We start from the raw sequence: 15,373 nt of genomic DNA on the forward strand, positions 1-15,373 counted from the left end.
CTGCTCCTTCCTTCGGTTGCCTCCGCGTACCGGGTCGGTTCCCGGCCGCCCGGTCGGTCAGCTCTCGGCGGCGGCGATGCGCAGCGGCACCGGGTCCGGGGGAGTGGCCTCCTCGGCGAGCCGGGTGACCTCCGCCCACCAGGACGCGCCGTCCTCGATGTGGCGCAGCAGGATGCCCTCGCGGATCGCCCACGGGCAGACGGTGACCGTCCTCAGCCCGATCAGCTTCATCGCCGTGTGCCCGACCACCGCGCCGGCCAGGCTCTGAGCGGCCCGGGGCACGGAGATGCCGGGCAGCCGGGCCCGTTCGACGGCGGGCAGGGCGGCCAGCCGGTCCACCGCCCGGCCCAGGTCGCGGCTGTCCAGGGTGCGGGCGACGAACGGCCCGTGGCGTCCGGGCGGCGCCCCGCACAGCCGCCCCAGCTGCTGGAACGTACGGGAGGTGACCACCGCGGTGCGCGGGCCCTCCCAGCGGATCCGGGCGGCCACGTCCCGCAGCTGGTGGCGCACCTTGCGCCGCAGCGCGCGCACGCGCTCCGCGGACGGCGGATCCTCGTCCGCGAAGAACTCGTGGGTCAGCCGGGCGGCCCCGAGCGGCAGGGACGCCACGAAGTCCGGCAGCCTGCCCCGCCCGAACGCCACTTCGAACGAGCCGCCCCCGATGTCCATGAGCGCGAGCGGACCCGAGCGCCAGCCCATCCAGCGGCGGGCGCCCAGAAAGGTGAGCTCGGCCTCCACCTCCCCGGGCATGGTGCACAGCGGCACACCCGTCCGTGCGCGGACCGTGCGCAGCACCTCATGGCGGTTCGGCGCGTTGCGCACCATGGCGGTCGCGAACGCCAGCGGGCTCGCCGCCCCCCACCGGGTCGCGGTGCGGTTCGCGGCGGCGACCGCCTCGGCGAGCCGCTCGACGGCCTCGCCGGGAATCGGCTCGCCCGGCTTGACCTGCTGGGACAGCCTCAACCGCCACTTGGCCGTGTGCACCGGAAGCGGTACGCCGTCCTCGGCGTCCGCCACCACGAGCCGCACCGTGTTCGACCCGACGTCCAGCACGCTGATTCTCATGGCCGATCGAGTACCCAGGCACGGGCCTTCATGCTCCTCGCTGGGCGTACGCGGCACGCGCACCGGTCGGCTTCAGGCCAGCTGCCGGCGCACCAGCTCGTGCAGCCGGCCTCCCGTGTCCGCGAGGAGCTGCGCGGGCGGACCCTGCTCGGCGACCTTGCCGTTCTCCATGACCACCACGCGGTCGGCGTCCATCACGGTCGACAGGCGGTGGGCGATGACGATGCGGGTGGCGTTGAGCTTGCGGGTGCTCTCGATGACCGTGCGCTGGGTGTCGTTGTCGAGGGCGCTGGTGGCCTCGTCGAAGAAGAGGATGCGCGGCCGGCGGATCAGTGCCTGGGCGATCATCAGCCGCTGACGCTGACCGCCCGAGACCGACCCGCTGCCCGAGACGATCGTGTGCAGCCCCATCGGCATCCGCTGGATGTCCTCCGCGAGCCCCGCCATCTCGGCCGCCGCCATCGCCTCCTCCGGCGTGTACGACTCGGTGCCGCAGATGACGTCCAGGATCGACCCGGTGAACGGCTGCGCGTGCTGGAGGACGACCCCGCACTGGCGGCGTACGGCCGACTGGTCGAGGGCCGCCAGGTCCTGGCCGTCGTACAGGACACTCCCGGAGACCGGCTTGTCGAAGCCGATCAGCAGTCTGAGCAGGGTGGACTTGCCGCAGCCGCTCGGGCCGACGATCGCCACGAACTCGCCGGGGCGCACCTCGAAGGACACGTCGTCGAGGACGAGGGGGCCGTCGTCGGAGTAGCGGAACGACAGCCGGCGCGCCTCGACCGCGCCGGTCAGCGGGCCCGGCCGGGTGCTCGCCGCGCGTACCTCGGGGGTCGCCTCCAGCACCGGGCGGATCTCCTCGAACAGCGGCAGCGCGGCCACCGCCGACACGAACGCGCCGGTCAGCGAGGTGACCGAGGTGAGGAGCATCGTCATCGACGTGTTGAAGGTGAGGAAGTCCGCCGCCGACAGCGCGCCGCGCGCCGGGCCGGCCAGCAGCATGAACATCAGCAGCGAGCACAGCGGCAGGTACACCGCGCCCAGCACCGCGTTGAGGTTCTTGATCCGGCCGAGCCGCTGCTGGAGCTCACGGCTGCGGGCGAACTGGGAGGCCCAGGCGGCGTAGGCGTAGTTCTCGGCGGCCGCCACCCGCAGCTTGGGCAGGCCGCGCAGGGTCTGGAACGCCTGGTTGTTCAGCTTGTTGCTCAGCACCACCAGCCGGCGCTGCCAGCGCACCTGCCACAACCCCAGCCCCAGGAACACCGTGGCGATCACGACGAGCATCCCGATCGCCGCCAGCGCCAGCGGCACGCTGTACCAGAGCAGCAGCCCCAGGTTCATGGCGCCGATCGTCACCGACTGCGCCACCGACGGGCCGAGGCCCGCCAGCAGGCGGCGGATCGCGCTGATGCCCATGGCCGCGCTGGCCAGCTCACCGGTGGAGCGTTCGGTGAAGAACTTCGTCGGCAGCCTGAGCAGCCGGTCCCAGACCGCCGGCTGGAGCGTCGCCTCGATCCTGCCCTCCAGCCGCAGGATGGTCAGGTTCTGCAACAGCAGGAACGCCGCCGCGACCACGCTGCTGACCAGCACGGCCAGACAGACCTGCACGATCAGGTCCTCCTGGGCCTTCGGCACGTACTCGCCCAGCACCTTGCCGGTGGCGATCGGCACCAGCGCGCCGATCGCCACCGTGACGAGCCCGCTGAGCAGCAGGTTCGCCAGGTCGCCACCGGTGCCGCGCATGGCGAACCGCAGCAGCCCGAGCGGACCGAGCCTCCGCTCGGGCAGCGGGCGGTAGAACATGACGGCCCGCGGCTCGAACTCCTCCGCGTTGGCCTTCTCGACGGGCGTCTCCCGTCCGGTCGCGGGGTGCACGGCTACATATCCGCCGCGCCGCCACAGCAGGGCGACCGGCGCCCCCGACAGCGCCCGGTGACCGACCAGCGGGCCGACGTCGTCCCGCCACCAGCGGCCGTCCAGGCGCACCGCGCGGGTGCGCACCCGGGAGGCGAGGGCGACCTGCTCCACCGGGTCGAGGCGGTCGTTGCCGGCGCCCATCCGCGCGGGCTCTACCAGGGCGATCCCGGCGGCCTGCGCGACCAGCCTGCAGGCGGCGAAGGTCGCGTCCGCGTCCGCGGCCGTCGTGCGCTGTCCCGCCTTCTTGCCGATCGACGCCAGCAGCGTCCGGTCGGCCTGGGCGCGGACCGCCTCACCGGCCTTGATCCCGGCGGCCGTCCGGGTCTCGTGGGTGCGCTCCAGCTGCTCGATCCAGCGGTCCAGCGTGGTCAGCAGGCGGTACTGCTGGTCGACCATGGACTGCCACACCGCCGGGTCCATCAGCAGGTCGGCCGCCGCCTCCGCCCCGTACAGCGAGCCGTACCGGACGCTGCCGGGCGGGACCTGCATCCAGAACACGTCGTCGTCGGTGACCTCCGCGGGCCGGTCGGCCGCCATGGGCGCCTGGAAGAGCACGGACAGTCCGCGGCCGACGCCCAGGGCGAGGGCGTACTCCAGCGGGCTCGACGTGGGCGGTACGTACTGCGGGTTGCCGTACTCGTCGTAGGACCACGTCTGGGTGCTCGCGGGCTGGTACAGCTCGCGCAGTTCGATGCGGTGGACCACGCAGTCGCGCAACGGGCGCGCCACGAGGGTGTGCTGGGGGCCGGCGACCGGGCCGAGGAGCAGCGAGCCCGCCTCCAGGCGGCCCAGGTGGTGCCAGTGGCCCTGGTGTCCGGCGTCCACCGCGAACAGGTCCAGCGCGCCGCCCGCGACCAGCCACAGCACCTGCGGGCCCTCCAGGTCCAGGCGGCTGAACCCGGCGCAGTCCATGCGGGCGCCGAGCGAACCGAGCGCACCGAGAACGAGATCGCCTTCCCGAGGCAGGTGGGGAGTCGTCATCTCAGCGCTCCCTGACCAGTGCCGCGTAGGCCCCGCCCCGCGCGACGAGGTCCTCGTGCCGCCCGCGTTCCACGACCGTGCCGTGCTGCAGGACGACGATCTCGTCGCTGTCGCGCACGGTGCTGAGCCGGTGGGCGATGACCACGCACGCGCAGCCGCGCCGGCGCAGGTTGTCCATGACCACCAGCTCGGTCTCCGCGTCCAGCGCGCTGGTCACCTCGTCGAGGACGAGGATGCTGGGCCTGCGCACCAGCGCCCGGGCGATCTCCAGGCGCTGGCGCTGCCCGCCGGAGAAGTTGCGGCCGTCCTGCTCGACCCTGCTGTGGATGCCACCGGGCCGGCGCATGACCACGTCGTACAGGGCCGCGTCCCGCAGGGCGTCCACGACGGCGTCGTCCGGGATCGACGGGTCCCACAGCGCAACGTTGTCGCGGACCGTGCCCTCGAAGAGGAACACCTCCTGGTCGACGAAGGAGACGGAGGCCGCGAGGGCGCCCCGCGGGATGTCCTCCAGGCGCTGTCCGTCGATGCGGATCACACCCTCCCACGGCGTGTAGAGGCCCGAGATCAGCCGGGAGACCGTCGACTTGCCGCTGCCCGAGCCGCCGACCAGCGCCACCTGCTGCCCGGGTCCGACCGTCAGGTCGAAGCCGGTCAGCAGCGGCTTGTCGAGCGGGCTGTAGCCGAAGGTGATGTTCTGCAGCTCGACGTGGCCGTGCAGCCGGCGCGTGGAGTCGGCGCCGGAGCGGCGGTCGTAGAGCGGGTCGGCGCGGAAGTTCTCCACGTCCTTCAGCCGGGCCACGTCCGCCGCGAAGTCCTGGATGCGGCCCGCGACGCCGTTGAGCCGGGTCAGAGGGGCGGTGAAGCGGGCGACCAGCGCCTGGAACGCGACCAGCAGGCCCACCGAGATGTGGCCCTCGACCGCCCGCATGCCACCGATCCACAGGATCAACGCGCTGTTGACCGTCGCGAGGGTCGGCGCGACCACACCCAGCCAGGCGCTCGGCACGCCGAGCCGCTGCTGCTCCTCCAGCGTGGTGGCGTGCTGGCCGGCCCACTTGCGGAAGTAGCCGTCCTCCCCGCCGGTCGCCTTCATCGTCTCGATCAGCTGCAGCCCGGTGTACGCCGTGTTGGTCAGCCGCGCGTTGTCCGCCCGCAGCTTCGCCGTACGCGTCGCGCGCAGCCGTATGACGACCCGCATGGCGACGATGTTCAGCAGGGCCACGCCGATGCCGACGAACGTCAGCTCCGGGTCGTAGGTGTAGAGGAGGACCGCGTACAGCACGACGACGACCGCGTCGACGCCCGCCGAGGCGAGGTCGCGGGCCAGGGTCTCGGCCACCGCGTCGTTCGACTGGAGACGCTGCACCAGGTCGGCGGGGCTGCGCTGGGAGAAGAAGGTCACCGGCAGCCGCAGCAGATGGCGCAGGAAGCGGGCGCTGGAGAGCGTCGAGGAGATGATCCGGCCGTGGTGGAGGTTGGCCTGCTGGAGCCAGGTCAGGGCGAGGGTGAGCAGCACGCACGCGCCCATGGACGCGAACAGCACGTCCAGCAGCGAGGTCTGCCCGCCGATGAGGAACATGTCGATGTAGGTGCGGCTGAGCGCGGGGACGGCCGCGCCCACCAGGACCAGCAGCAGGCTCGCCAGGACGGCGGCCGGCAGGGTGCCCGCCGTGCCGCGCAGCCGGGCGGGCATCGCGCCCAGCACACCCGGCCTGCGCCCGCCCCGCTCGAAGCTCTCGCCCGGCTCCAGCACCAGCACCACGCCGGTGAAACTGCCGTCGAAGTCCTCCATGGGGACGAAACGGCGGCCCTTGGCCGGGTCGTTGACGAACACGCCCCGGCGGCCGAAGCGGCGGCCCATGCCGTCGTAGACGACGTAGTGGTTGAACTCCCAGAAGAGGATCGCGGGGGCCTTCACCTCGGCGAGGGCGGCCAGGTCCATCTGCATGCCCTTGGCCGTCAGACCGTAACTGCGGGCCGCCTTCAGCAGGTTGCTGGCCCGAGAGCCGTCCCGGGAGACACCGCAGGCGATGCGCAGCTCCTCCAGGGGGACGTGCCGGCCGAAGTGCCCGAGGACCATGGCGAGGGAGGCGGCCCCGCACTCCACGGCCTCCATCTGCAGCACGGTGGGCGTGCGGACGGTCTTCGCCCGCCCCTTGGGTACGGTCCGCCTGGGCGGTGCGGCACGGCGTCTGCCCCGGCTCCGGGTGTCCTGGGCGGTGGTCACGGAAGCAGCCAATCGACGGGACGCTGGTCGGCCAGCCGGATGGAGCCCGTGGCCATGGTCATGGAGGTGAGGGAGTACGGCGGCCCGTCCGCGGAAGACCACCGGTAGCCGCTCCTCGTCGACTCGGAGGTGTCGAGGCGGACGAGGACGGCCACGGGACGGCCCTTCTTCGTGAACTGCTCGCCGAGCTGGCTGTCGCCGAGGAACGCGGCGATCTGCTGCGCCGACTGGGCCGTGCGGTCCACCGACTTCACATGGCCGCGCAGCACGCCGTACTGCTGGGACGGCACGGTCTGCACCGTCAGGTCGACGGCCGCGTTCGCTGGGATGGAGGCGGCGTTCTCGGCCGGGACGTACACCGTGGCGTACAGCGGGTCGTCGGCGTCGGCGACCTTCTCCACGGCGGCGACGTTCGCGCCGGTGGAGATGATCTGGCCGATGGTGGCGGCGAGCGCGGTGATCCGGCCGGCGGCGACCGTCCGCACCACGGTGTCGCCCTCGGCGGTACGCACCTTCAGCACGGGGGAGTTCGCGGGCAGCCGCTCGCCCTCCTTCGCGAGGACCGCGGTGACCTGGCCCGCCGCGGGGCTCTGCAGGATGTAGCTGCCCTCGCCGTGCGTGAGGACGGCCGGGGCGCTCACCGTGGAGGTGACCGAGCCGGTCACCGCCCACACGGACGCGGCCGCGAGGGCGACCACGGTCACGGACAGCACCAGCCAGCCCTGCGGGCGGGCGAAACGTACCGGCAGGTCGAGTTCCTCCGGCGACTGGAGCTTGGCGAGGGCCTGTTGGCGGAACTGCAAGGGACTTCCCTCACCGGTCGTAAACCTGGTTTCGGAGAGTGCGGAGCGTCGCTCCGAAGCGTTCTACGGCATCCGAGAGTCCCGGAGCCGGGTGGCGGCTCCGGGACTCAAGGGGGTCACGAAGGTGCGATCAGAGACCGGCGACCAGGTTCGTGACCGGAGCGGTGTTCAGGCCGGTGACACCCTCGACGGTGCCGACGGCCGTGTCGACCAGGCCGGACACCGGGGCGACGCCGTCCACCAGGCCGGTGACGGTGCCGAGGGCGTTCACGGACAGGCCGCCGGAGACGTTGTCGAGGTCGGCGTCGGCGATCTCGACGGTCTCAACCTGGGGGGTGGAGTTCATGGTGGAACATCCCTTCACATGGATATCTCATAAGGGGGGGAGCGGCCCCCTCTGGGGACAGACGACGGCCGCGACCGCGGACGCCGGACACCCGTTGCCGGGAGGCCTGCGGCCCTGCGGTGCGATGGATCAAAGCAGGTCCGGTACCCGCCCTTCCAATCAATCACCGGTCTCACCTGGGCACTTGGGTCACACGAGCGTCAAAGCGTGCAGGCGCGGGCACGTGTTGTCGGCGACTTCTTCACACCTCGGACGGGGTTCGCTCGGATGAGCGGTGGGCGCCGTCTCGGCGAATCCGGCACTCCCGCCCCAATGGCGTGGCCGGTTCCGCGGAGTTGTGCAGAACCCCTGCGCGCCGTGATCCGCTTGGGCAATCCATGTGCAGATTTCCTGAAGCGGAGATTCCGCTCTGCGATCGGAACGGCCTGTCAGTGGCCAGTTACCCTCGGTAACATTCCAGCGGTGCGGTCGGTGCTCCGGTGCCGGTTCCGTCGGTGTCAGCCCAGGAGTGCGTAGACGGTGCTTGCCCGCGCCGCGAGTTCACCCGACCGCTCGGCCGTCATCGTGATGTCCGCGAACGCCATCCGGCGGCCCAGCTTCGTCAGGACCGCTTCGATCAGGACATCCGTATCTGCCACCGCCCGCTGGAACGACGTGGACTGCTGCACCGTCGTCATCGGCACGAAGGCCCCCCGCGCGGCCGACACGGCGATCACGGTGGCGGTGTCCGCGGCCGCCATCAGCGCCTGACCCGACAACCCTCCGCCCTGCCGCGCCAAAGTCCGTGACCAGGGCAGGCGCAGCGTCGCCCGGTCGTCCCCCAGGCTCTCGACGGACAGGCCCAGAGCGAGCACCCAGGGCGCGAAGTTGTCGGAAAGGATCTTGTCGGCTTCGGCGGTGGTCATCGTCATATGGGCGATTGTTCCCCACGCGGCGGCCCTGGACGCCGGTCATGGCCGATTCACGGTTTCGCAAAGGAAGTCGGCAAACGGAATTGAACACACCACGCGCCCCCTGCGTACCAACGGGCAACCAGGCGCCGCTGTAGGGAGCTGCCGACCCCCGGCAGCCGGACCCCGTCCCCAGGAGGTCGAGAAGTTGAGTCACAAGCGAATTCCGAAGCGCAAGGCCGCGATCGCGGTGGGCGGCGTGGCGGCGCTCGGAGCGGCGGCACTCCTGCTCCCCAACGCCAACGCCTCCCAGGACGGCGACAACTCCGCCGCCGCGGCGCCGAAGACCCTCAAGGCGGCGGACGCCTCGGACCTCGCCTCGCAACTGGCGAACCTGCTCGGCGACGCCTTCGCCGGCTCGTACTACGACTCGGACCGCCAGCAGCTCGTCGTGAACGTCGTCAACGTCTCCGGCGACGACAACAACGTGATCGTCCAGGCCAAGAAGGCCGGCGCGAAGGTCCGCGAGGTCGAGAACAGCACCGCCGAACTCGAGGCGGCGGCGCAGACCCTGAAGACCGAGGCGACCATCCCGGGCACCGCGTGGGCGGTCGACCCGCGGACGAACAAGATCCTCGTCACCGCCGACTCCACGGTCACCGGCGACAAGTGGGACCGACTGGAGTCCACCGTCCAGGGACTCGGCGCGGACACGGCGACCATCAAGAAGTCGGCCGGCACCTTCAAGACGTTCGCCTCCGGCGGTGACGCCATCTTCGGCGGGGGAGCGCGCTGCTCCCTCGGCTTCAACGTCACCGCGGGCGACGGCTCCCCGGCCTTCCTGACGGCGGGTCACTGCGGTGTCGCCGCCGAACAGTGGTCCGACTCCGAGGCCGGCGACCCCATCGCCACCGTCGACCAGGCGGTCTTCCCGGGCGAGGGCGACTTCGCACTCGTGAAGTACGACGACCCCGCCACGGCCGCCCCGAGCGAGGTCGACCTCGGCGACCAGACGGTCGCGATCAGCCAGGCCGCCGAGGCGACGGTCGGCGCCGAGGTCTTCCGGATGGGCAGCACGACCGGCCTCGCCAACGGCCAGGTCCTCGGGCTCGACGCCACCGTCAACTATCCCGAGGGCACCGTCACCGGCCTCATCCAGACCGACGTCTGCGCCGAGCCCGGCGACAGCGGCGGCTCGCTCTTCACCCAGGACGGCCTCGCGATAGGCCTGACCTCGGGCGGCAGCGGCGACTGCACGGTCGGCGGCGAGACCTTCTTCCAGCCGGTGACCACCGCCCTGGAGGCGGTCGGCGCGACCCTCGGCGACGCGGGGGCCGGTGCGGGCGGCGAGGCGGGCGCCGGCGGCGAGGCGGGCGCCGGCGAGGAAGCGGGCGGCGAGGAAGCCGGCGCCGGAGCCGGCCAGGAGGTCGGAGGCCAGGAGGTCGGCGGCGAAGAGGTCGGCCAGGATGCCGCCGGGCAGGGCGTCGGGCAGGACGCCGGGCAGGGCGTCGGACAGGAAGCCGGCGGTGAGGAAGCCGGCGCCGGTGCCGAGGAGCAGAACGGGGCGGGTGCCGAGGACGAGTCCGGGCTGACCGAGACCCACTGACCCGGCTGCCGCCACAGACCCACCGATCGGCCTCACCAGCGGTTCCGGCCGATCGGTGGCACGGTCCGGCCCTCCGGCGGGAGGGCCGGACCGCCGCGTTCCGCCGACGGACAACCGTCGGCCCCGAGGCCGTCCGGCTCCCCCCGGTTGGGCCGACGACGCCTCCCTGCCCGGCCGGCCTCCGCCCTTCCCGTGTCCGCCTTTACACGTCAGGCCACCGCGCCCCGTTGGGCCGACGACGCCCGCCTGCCCGGCCGGCCTCCGCCCTTCCCGCGTCCGTCTTTGCCCGTCCGGCCAACGCCGTTGGGCCGACGACGCCCGCCTGCCCCGCCGGCCTCCGCCCTCCGCGCGTCGGCCTTTACACGTCAGGCCACCGCGCCCCGTTGGGCCGACGACGCCTCCCTGCCCGGCCGCTCGCCGTGCCCCCCTCGTCTGTGCCCCTCTGTCCTCCGCCCCGTGGGCCGACGACGCTCGCCCGCCCGTCCGGGCCGCCGCCCTTCCGCCCGCCCGAGGCTCGTCGCGGCCGACCTGCGGGCCGGTCCCCGGGTCGCCCCGGCTCCGGCTGACACCTCATCAGCGCTTCTCGGCCGCAGTGGAGTCGGGATGTACGTCTGCTCCGCCCGTCCGGCCCCCGGCAGGACGGGGGCGAGCAGTGGCCGTTGGCCGCCCGTGGCGTCGTCAGGCGGCGAGCTCCGCCTCCTGAAGGTCCCGAGCGCTCGGCGAACGGCACTACGGGCGCCCGGCTGTACCCCGTCGGCGCGTGACCATGCCCCCACAGTCGATGCGCGTGGCGGCGTACAGGCGCCGCACGTGCGCCCCCGCGCATCCCGATGGCCGGTTCTTCGCGTCCAGAAACGATCCCGGCAGCCAACAATGGGCACGCTCTCACCACCACGGAACCGACGGAACAGAGTGAGTCGAAGGGGCGGGCATTGATCCGGGTACTTCTGGTGCACGACGGGTGTCTGGTGCGATCGGTCCTTGCGCAGTGGCTGTCCGGGCAGCCCGACCTGCACGTGGACGACACGCCGTGGCACAGCGCCGCGGGCCGCGCCCGGTCCCTGCGGCCGGACGTCTGCGCGGCCGACCTCGACTGCTCGGGCACGTACGGCATCCCGCCTTTGGGCGACCTGTTACCGCGCGGCGCGGGTCAGACACCGCCGCGCCTTCTCGTCCTTGCCGCTGCGAACAGGCCCGGCCTGCTGAAACGGGCCCTGGAGGCGGGGGCGCTCGGCTACGTCGACAAGGCGGGGTCACCGGAACAACTGCTGCACGGCATCCGTCGGGTCGCCCTGGGGGAACGTTTCGTCAGCGAGTCGCTGGGCTTCGGCTTCCTCAAGGCCGCCGAAATGCCGCTGACCCGGCGGGAGCTGAGCGTGCTAACCCTCGCGGCCGAGGGCGCCTCCGTCGCGGAGATCGCCGGGAGCCTGCACCTGTCCCACGGGACCGTGCGCAACTACATGGCGGCCATCACCCGCAAGACCGGCGCCCGCAACCGCATCGACGCCATCCGCATCTCGCAGGGGCAGGGCTGGCTGTGAGGGAGGTTCCCACCGGCCGACCAGCGCGCGGTAGAGCGCGGAGCGGCGCAGCACCTCGGCATGCGTTCCGTACGCGGTGCGCGGCCCGTCCATGACCAGCACCCGCTCCGCGCGCCGGGCCGAGCTGATCCGGTGCGCCACGACCAGGAGTGTGCCGCCCGGCCGCTCGGTGAAGGCCCGCTCCGCCCTTTCCTCCGCCTCCGGGTCCAGATGACAGGTCGCCTCGTCCAGCAGGGCCAGCGGGGCGTGCGCCAGGTGGGCGCGCGTGAGCGCGATCAGCTGCCGCTCGCCCGCGGACAGCGCGGCCGGCTCCACCACGGCCTCCGGTCCGCCCAGCCGGTCGAGGAGCGGAGTGAGCCCCACGGCCTCGGCCGCCGCGAGCATCTCGGCCTCGGGCACGCCATCCGCCCGCAGATACGCGAGGTTCTCGGCCAGGGTGCCGCCGAAGACGTACGCCTCCTGCGGGACGAGCACCCGCCACGCGGTGGCCTCCGCCACCGGCCGCCCGTGGACCCGCACCGTGCCCCGCCCCGGCTCCAGCAGTCCCGCGAGCAGTGCGGCCAGCGTGGACTTGCCGCTTCCGCTCGGCCCCACGACGGCCAGGTGGCCGCCGGCCGGCAGGTCGAGGCTCAGGTCGTCGACGACGGGGGCGGAGGCGGGGCCGTAGGCGAAGGTGACGGAGGCGAGGGAGAAGGCGGGGGGTGAAGGGCGGGGTGGCGGGGCGTCCGTCGTGGGCCGTGCGGCGCCTCCCGCCTCGCCGGGGGGACGCGTACCCGGAGGGTGCGGTGGCCGGGGGCGCCGGTCGCCCGCGGACGCCGGGGTCACCGCCGGCCGGGCCGGCCCGGCGCTGCGGCGTGCCTGACCCACCCCCGGTTTCGCCACGGCGGGCGATGTTCCGTCGCCCGCTCTGCTCCCCTCCTGGCTCCGCTCGGGCGAGGGCACCCCCGGCGCCCCGGCGGCACGGCCACCCGCGGCTCCTCCTACGGCGGTCGCCCCGCCCCCGTGGCTCGGTGCGGGGCCGGTCGGCTCGCCGGCCGGAGCGAGCCGCCGGAGCACCACCGTCAGCCGGGAGCCGCTCGTGCCCAGGCCGTGGATGAGGTTGCCGAGCGCGGGAAGGAGGGACTGGGTGACGTAGGCGAGGGCGCCCACCAGGGCGCCCGGGGTGGTGCCGTGGGCGAGGAGCCAGGGGGCACCGGCGAGGAGCAGGACGACGGGCAGATGCCCGCCGATCGCGAGACAGGCCACACGGGCGACACCCCAGCGGGCCAGCGAGCGGGCCGCCCGCGACTCGGCGTCGACGAGCGCGCCGAGGTCCCCGGCGATCCGCTCCTCCGCGCCCGCGGCGGTGACGTCCCGCAGCCCCGGGCAGACGACTCCCAGACCGCCCGCCAGGGCCTCGTCGGCGGCCAGGAACTCCTCCTGGCGTCGCGCGAGCGGACGCAGGGTCGCCACGAAGAGCCCCACACCGGCGGCGAGCGGGGGCAGGACGACCAGGAGGAGAGGCGGGCCGAGGGAGAGCAGGCCCACCAGCGCGCCCGCGGACGTGAAGAGGAACGACCGGGAGACCATCACCAGGCCCGCGAAGGTGTCGCGGGCGATCTCCACCTGCTGGGTGAGGCCCGACAGCGCCCCGCCGTCCCCGTCCCGCACCCCCCGCTCCACCACCCGGGTGACGAGCCGGTCCCGCAGCGGCTCCACGAGCGCCGCGACCGCCCGGTACACCCGGCCGGTCCCGTACGCGCCGACCAGGGTTCCGGCCCCGGCCACCGCCAGCCACCCGAGCCCCACGTCGGCCCGTCCCGCCAGGAAGCCCTCGTCCAGCGCCCGTGCCAGGGCGTACCCGAGAAGGAACGTCTGCCCGGCCTCGAGGACGGACCAGCCCGCGAGCCGCAGCAGGACGCGGGGGCGGGCGCGCAGGAAGCGCACCGCCCGCCGCCGGAGCCGGTCCGGGCCGCCGGCTCCGGCGTACCCGCCCTCGCGCGGCGGCCGGCTCCCTCCGCCCCGCGCCCTCACCCGCGCGCCCCCGCCGCGTCGGCCGGGCCGCGTTCCCCGCCCGCCCCGAACACCGCCCGATACCCGCGTTCCCGCCACAACTGCGCGTGCGTCCCCACCGCGCGCACCCGCCCCCCGTCCAGCCACGCCACCGCGTCGGCGCGGGCGGCCGTGGTCGCGCGGTGGGCCACCACCAGCCGTGTGCCGGTGGCGGCGCGGCCGAACACCGCCTCCGTGACCTGGTGTTCGGTGACCGTGTCGAGGCTGGAGAGGGCGTCGTCGAGGACGAGGAGGCGGCCGCCGTGGGCGAAGGCCCGGGCGAGGCCCAGGCGTTGGGCCTCGCCGCCGGAGTGCGGGGCCTCGGCACAGGGTGTGGCGTACCCGGCGGGCAGGCGGCGGACGAAGTCGTCCGCGCGGGCCGTTCGGGCCGCCGCCCGGACCCGGGCGGGGGAGGGGCGGCGCAGGCCGAGGCCGATCGTGTCCTCGACGGTCGTGCCGAGGAGGACGGGACGGTCGAAGGCGTGGGCGACGGCCGCGCGCAGCTCGGCCCGGGACAGGGCCGGCAGGGGAACGCCGTCGAGGAGGATCTCCCCGGCGTCCGGGTCGGCGAGACGTCCGGCCAGCGCGGCCAGCAGCGACTTGCCCGAGCCGGAGCGGCCCACGACGGCGAGGGTCGTCCCGCCGGGCACGACCAGGTCGACGCCGTCGAGCACCGCGCGCCCGCCGCGCCGCGCGGTCACCCCGCGCAGCTCCAGACGCCCCGGCGCGTCCGGCGGGAGGCGCCGCTCGCCGTACCCGGGCGCCGGGTGCGCCAGGACCTCGCCGAGGCGGTCGGCCGCCGTACGGGCGCGGACCAGGCCGGAGAGCCGGCCGACCAGCACGCCCACTCCGGTGGCGAGGACGGCGTAGCGGGAGGCCGCGAGGACGTCGCCCGCGGTGAGGCGGTGCCGGGCGAGGAGGAGACCCGCCACGGCGACGACTCCAAGGTGCAGCAGCGGGGCCACGGCGACGGCCTGCGCCGCCGCCCGCCCCTGGACGTGCCACATGCGCCGGCCCGCCCGGCCCAGTTCGGGCAGCGGGCGCAGGACGCGAGCCGTGTCCCGGTCCGCCGTACCGGCCGCCCGGATGGTGCGCACGCCCGCGACCGCCTCGGTGAGCGCGGCCGCGATCCGGCCCTGCACCCGCTGGTAGTCCGCGACGCAGGCGGACGTGTCGCGGGCGAGGCCGCGCAGGAGAAGGGTCAGGACGGGGGCGCCGGCGAGGAACACGGCCGCGAGCCACGGGTCGATCAGGGCCAGCGCCACCACACCGCCGACGGGCCCGGCGAGCGCGGCCAGGAGCGCGGCGCGGGCGGCCGGTGACGTGCCGGCCTGGGCGGCGTTGCCGACGAGCCGCGCGACGAGGTCGCCGGAACCGATGCGGAGGGTGAGGCGTGGACCCACGGCCAGGGCGTGGCCGGTCACCCGGCGGCGCAGGAAGGCGGTGCTGCGGGCGTCCACGGTGCCGGCGAGCACGGTCTCGACGGCGTCGAGCAGGGTCAGCAGCAGGACGAGGCCCGCGCAGCACAGCACCCAGCGGGTCGCGGGGGCGTGGGCGAGCAGCAGGTCGAGGGCGCGGCCCAGGGCGACGGGCAGCAGCAGCCCGGCGCCGGTCGCCGCCACGCCCACCAGGGCCAGGACCGCGCAGTGCGGCCCGCTGTGCCGGGTCGCCGCGCCGAGCAGCTCACGGGTGGTCCGCTCCACCGGGACGTCCTTCCTGGGGAGGGGCGGACCCCGGGCGGCTCCTCCCTCACGGGGAAGCCGCCCGGGGCGTCGATCACGCGGTGCGCGTCAGAGACAGAGCAGGACGCTCGCCGCGCTGATGCAGGACAGCAGGCTGACGGTGCTGTTGCCGCCGCCGGTGTGCTCGTCGGATTCCATCGTCTGCAGGTCGAGCAGGGCCATCGTGGTGTCCTTTCGTCCGTTTCGTGCTTTCGGATGGTTCGTCCCGTGGGGACGGGGTT

At 74.1% G+C, this 15,373-nt stretch carries 10 protein-coding genes and 1 pseudogene; 2 read left to right on the top strand and 9 right to left on the bottom strand.

Annotated features, from left to right (window positions below; all coding sequences use genetic code 11):
- Nucleotides 1-57: 57 nt before the first annotated feature.
- The 6 genes from ACIHAR_RS08480 to ACIHAR_RS08505 all read right to left on the bottom strand — a co-directional run bounded on the left by ACIHAR_RS08480 (nt 58) and on the right by ACIHAR_RS08505 (nt 8,253).
- Complete coding sequence (locus ACIHAR_RS08480; protein ID WP_365457274.1) at nt 58-1,065, bottom strand: Ppx/GppA family phosphatase; 1,008 nt, start codon at nt 1,063-1,065, stop codon at nt 58-60.
- Between the two features lie 72 nt (nt 1,066-1,137).
- Nucleotides 1,138-3,963, bottom strand: coding sequence for an NHLP bacteriocin export ABC transporter permease/ATPase subunit (locus ACIHAR_RS08485; RefSeq protein ID WP_400018004.1), 2,826 nt, complete (start codon nt 3,961-3,963; stop codon nt 1,138-1,140).
- A gap of 1 nt (nt 3,964) precedes the next feature.
- The gene (locus ACIHAR_RS08490) at nt 3,965-6,193 is read right to left on the bottom strand and encodes an NHLP family bacteriocin export ABC transporter peptidase/permease/ATPase subunit (RefSeq protein WP_365457281.1); all 2,229 of its coding nucleotides are present in this window, start codon (nt 6,191-6,193) and stop codon (nt 3,965-3,967) included.
- The gene (locus tag ACIHAR_RS08495; RefSeq protein WP_400018006.1) at nt 6,190-6,996 is read right to left on the bottom strand and encodes an HlyD family efflux transporter periplasmic adaptor subunit; all 807 of its coding nucleotides are present in this window, start codon (nt 6,994-6,996) and stop codon (nt 6,190-6,192) included. Before ACIHAR_RS08495 ends, ACIHAR_RS08490 begins: the two co-directional genes overlap by 4 nt.
- A 130-nt stretch (nt 6,997-7,126) precedes the next feature.
- Nucleotides 7,127-7,342, bottom strand: coding sequence for a type A2 lantipeptide (locus ACIHAR_RS08500; RefSeq protein ID WP_365457287.1), 216 nt, complete (start codon nt 7,340-7,342; stop codon nt 7,127-7,129).
- 497 nt (nt 7,343-7,839) lie between these two features.
- Complete coding sequence (locus tag ACIHAR_RS08505) at nt 7,840-8,253, bottom strand: PaaI family thioesterase (RefSeq protein ID WP_365457290.1); 414 nt, start codon at nt 8,251-8,253, stop codon at nt 7,840-7,842.
- Between the two features lie 187 nt (nt 8,254-8,440).
- Between ACIHAR_RS08505 and ACIHAR_RS08510 the strand changes: the two genes are divergently transcribed.
- Both ACIHAR_RS08510 and ACIHAR_RS08515 read left to right on the top strand, forming a co-directional pair.
- Nucleotides 8,441-9,838: a S1 family peptidase gene (locus ACIHAR_RS08510; protein ID WP_400018009.1), complete on the top strand. Its 1,398-nt coding sequence runs from the start codon at nt 8,441-8,443 to the stop codon at nt 9,836-9,838.
- Between the two features lie 830 nt (nt 9,839-10,668).
- Nucleotides 10,669-11,295, top strand: a pseudogene (locus ACIHAR_RS08515) (LuxR C-terminal-related transcriptional regulator); the annotation flags it as partial.
- Here the strand turns inward: ACIHAR_RS08515 and ACIHAR_RS08520 are convergent.
- The 3 genes from ACIHAR_RS08520 to ACIHAR_RS08530 all read right to left on the bottom strand — a co-directional run bounded on the left by ACIHAR_RS08520 (nt 11,218) and on the right by ACIHAR_RS08530 (nt 15,314).
- Nucleotides 11,218-13,305, bottom strand: a complete 2,088-nt coding sequence (locus ACIHAR_RS08520; protein WP_400018011.1) for an ATP-binding cassette domain-containing protein — start codon at nt 13,303-13,305, stop codon at nt 11,218-11,220. The pseudogene ACIHAR_RS08515 and the gene ACIHAR_RS08520 sit on opposite strands and share 78 nt — an antisense overlap.
- Before the next feature lie 83 nt (nt 13,306-13,388).
- The gene (locus tag ACIHAR_RS08525; RefSeq protein WP_400018013.1) at nt 13,389-15,113 is read right to left on the bottom strand and encodes an ATP-binding cassette domain-containing protein; all 1,725 of its coding nucleotides are present in this window, start codon (nt 15,111-15,113) and stop codon (nt 13,389-13,391) included.
- Nucleotides 15,114-15,200: 87 nt separating this feature from the next.
- A complete protein-coding gene (locus ACIHAR_RS08530; protein WP_101402521.1) occupies nt 15,201-15,314 on the bottom strand; it encodes a SapB/AmfS family lanthipeptide in 114 nt (37 codons plus the stop codon).
- Nucleotides 15,315-15,373 lie beyond the last annotated feature (59 nt).

The organism is Streptomyces sp. NPDC052016 (genome assembly GCF_044548445.1).
GTDB lineage: Bacteria > Actinomycetota > Actinomycetes > Streptomycetales > Streptomycetaceae > Streptomyces.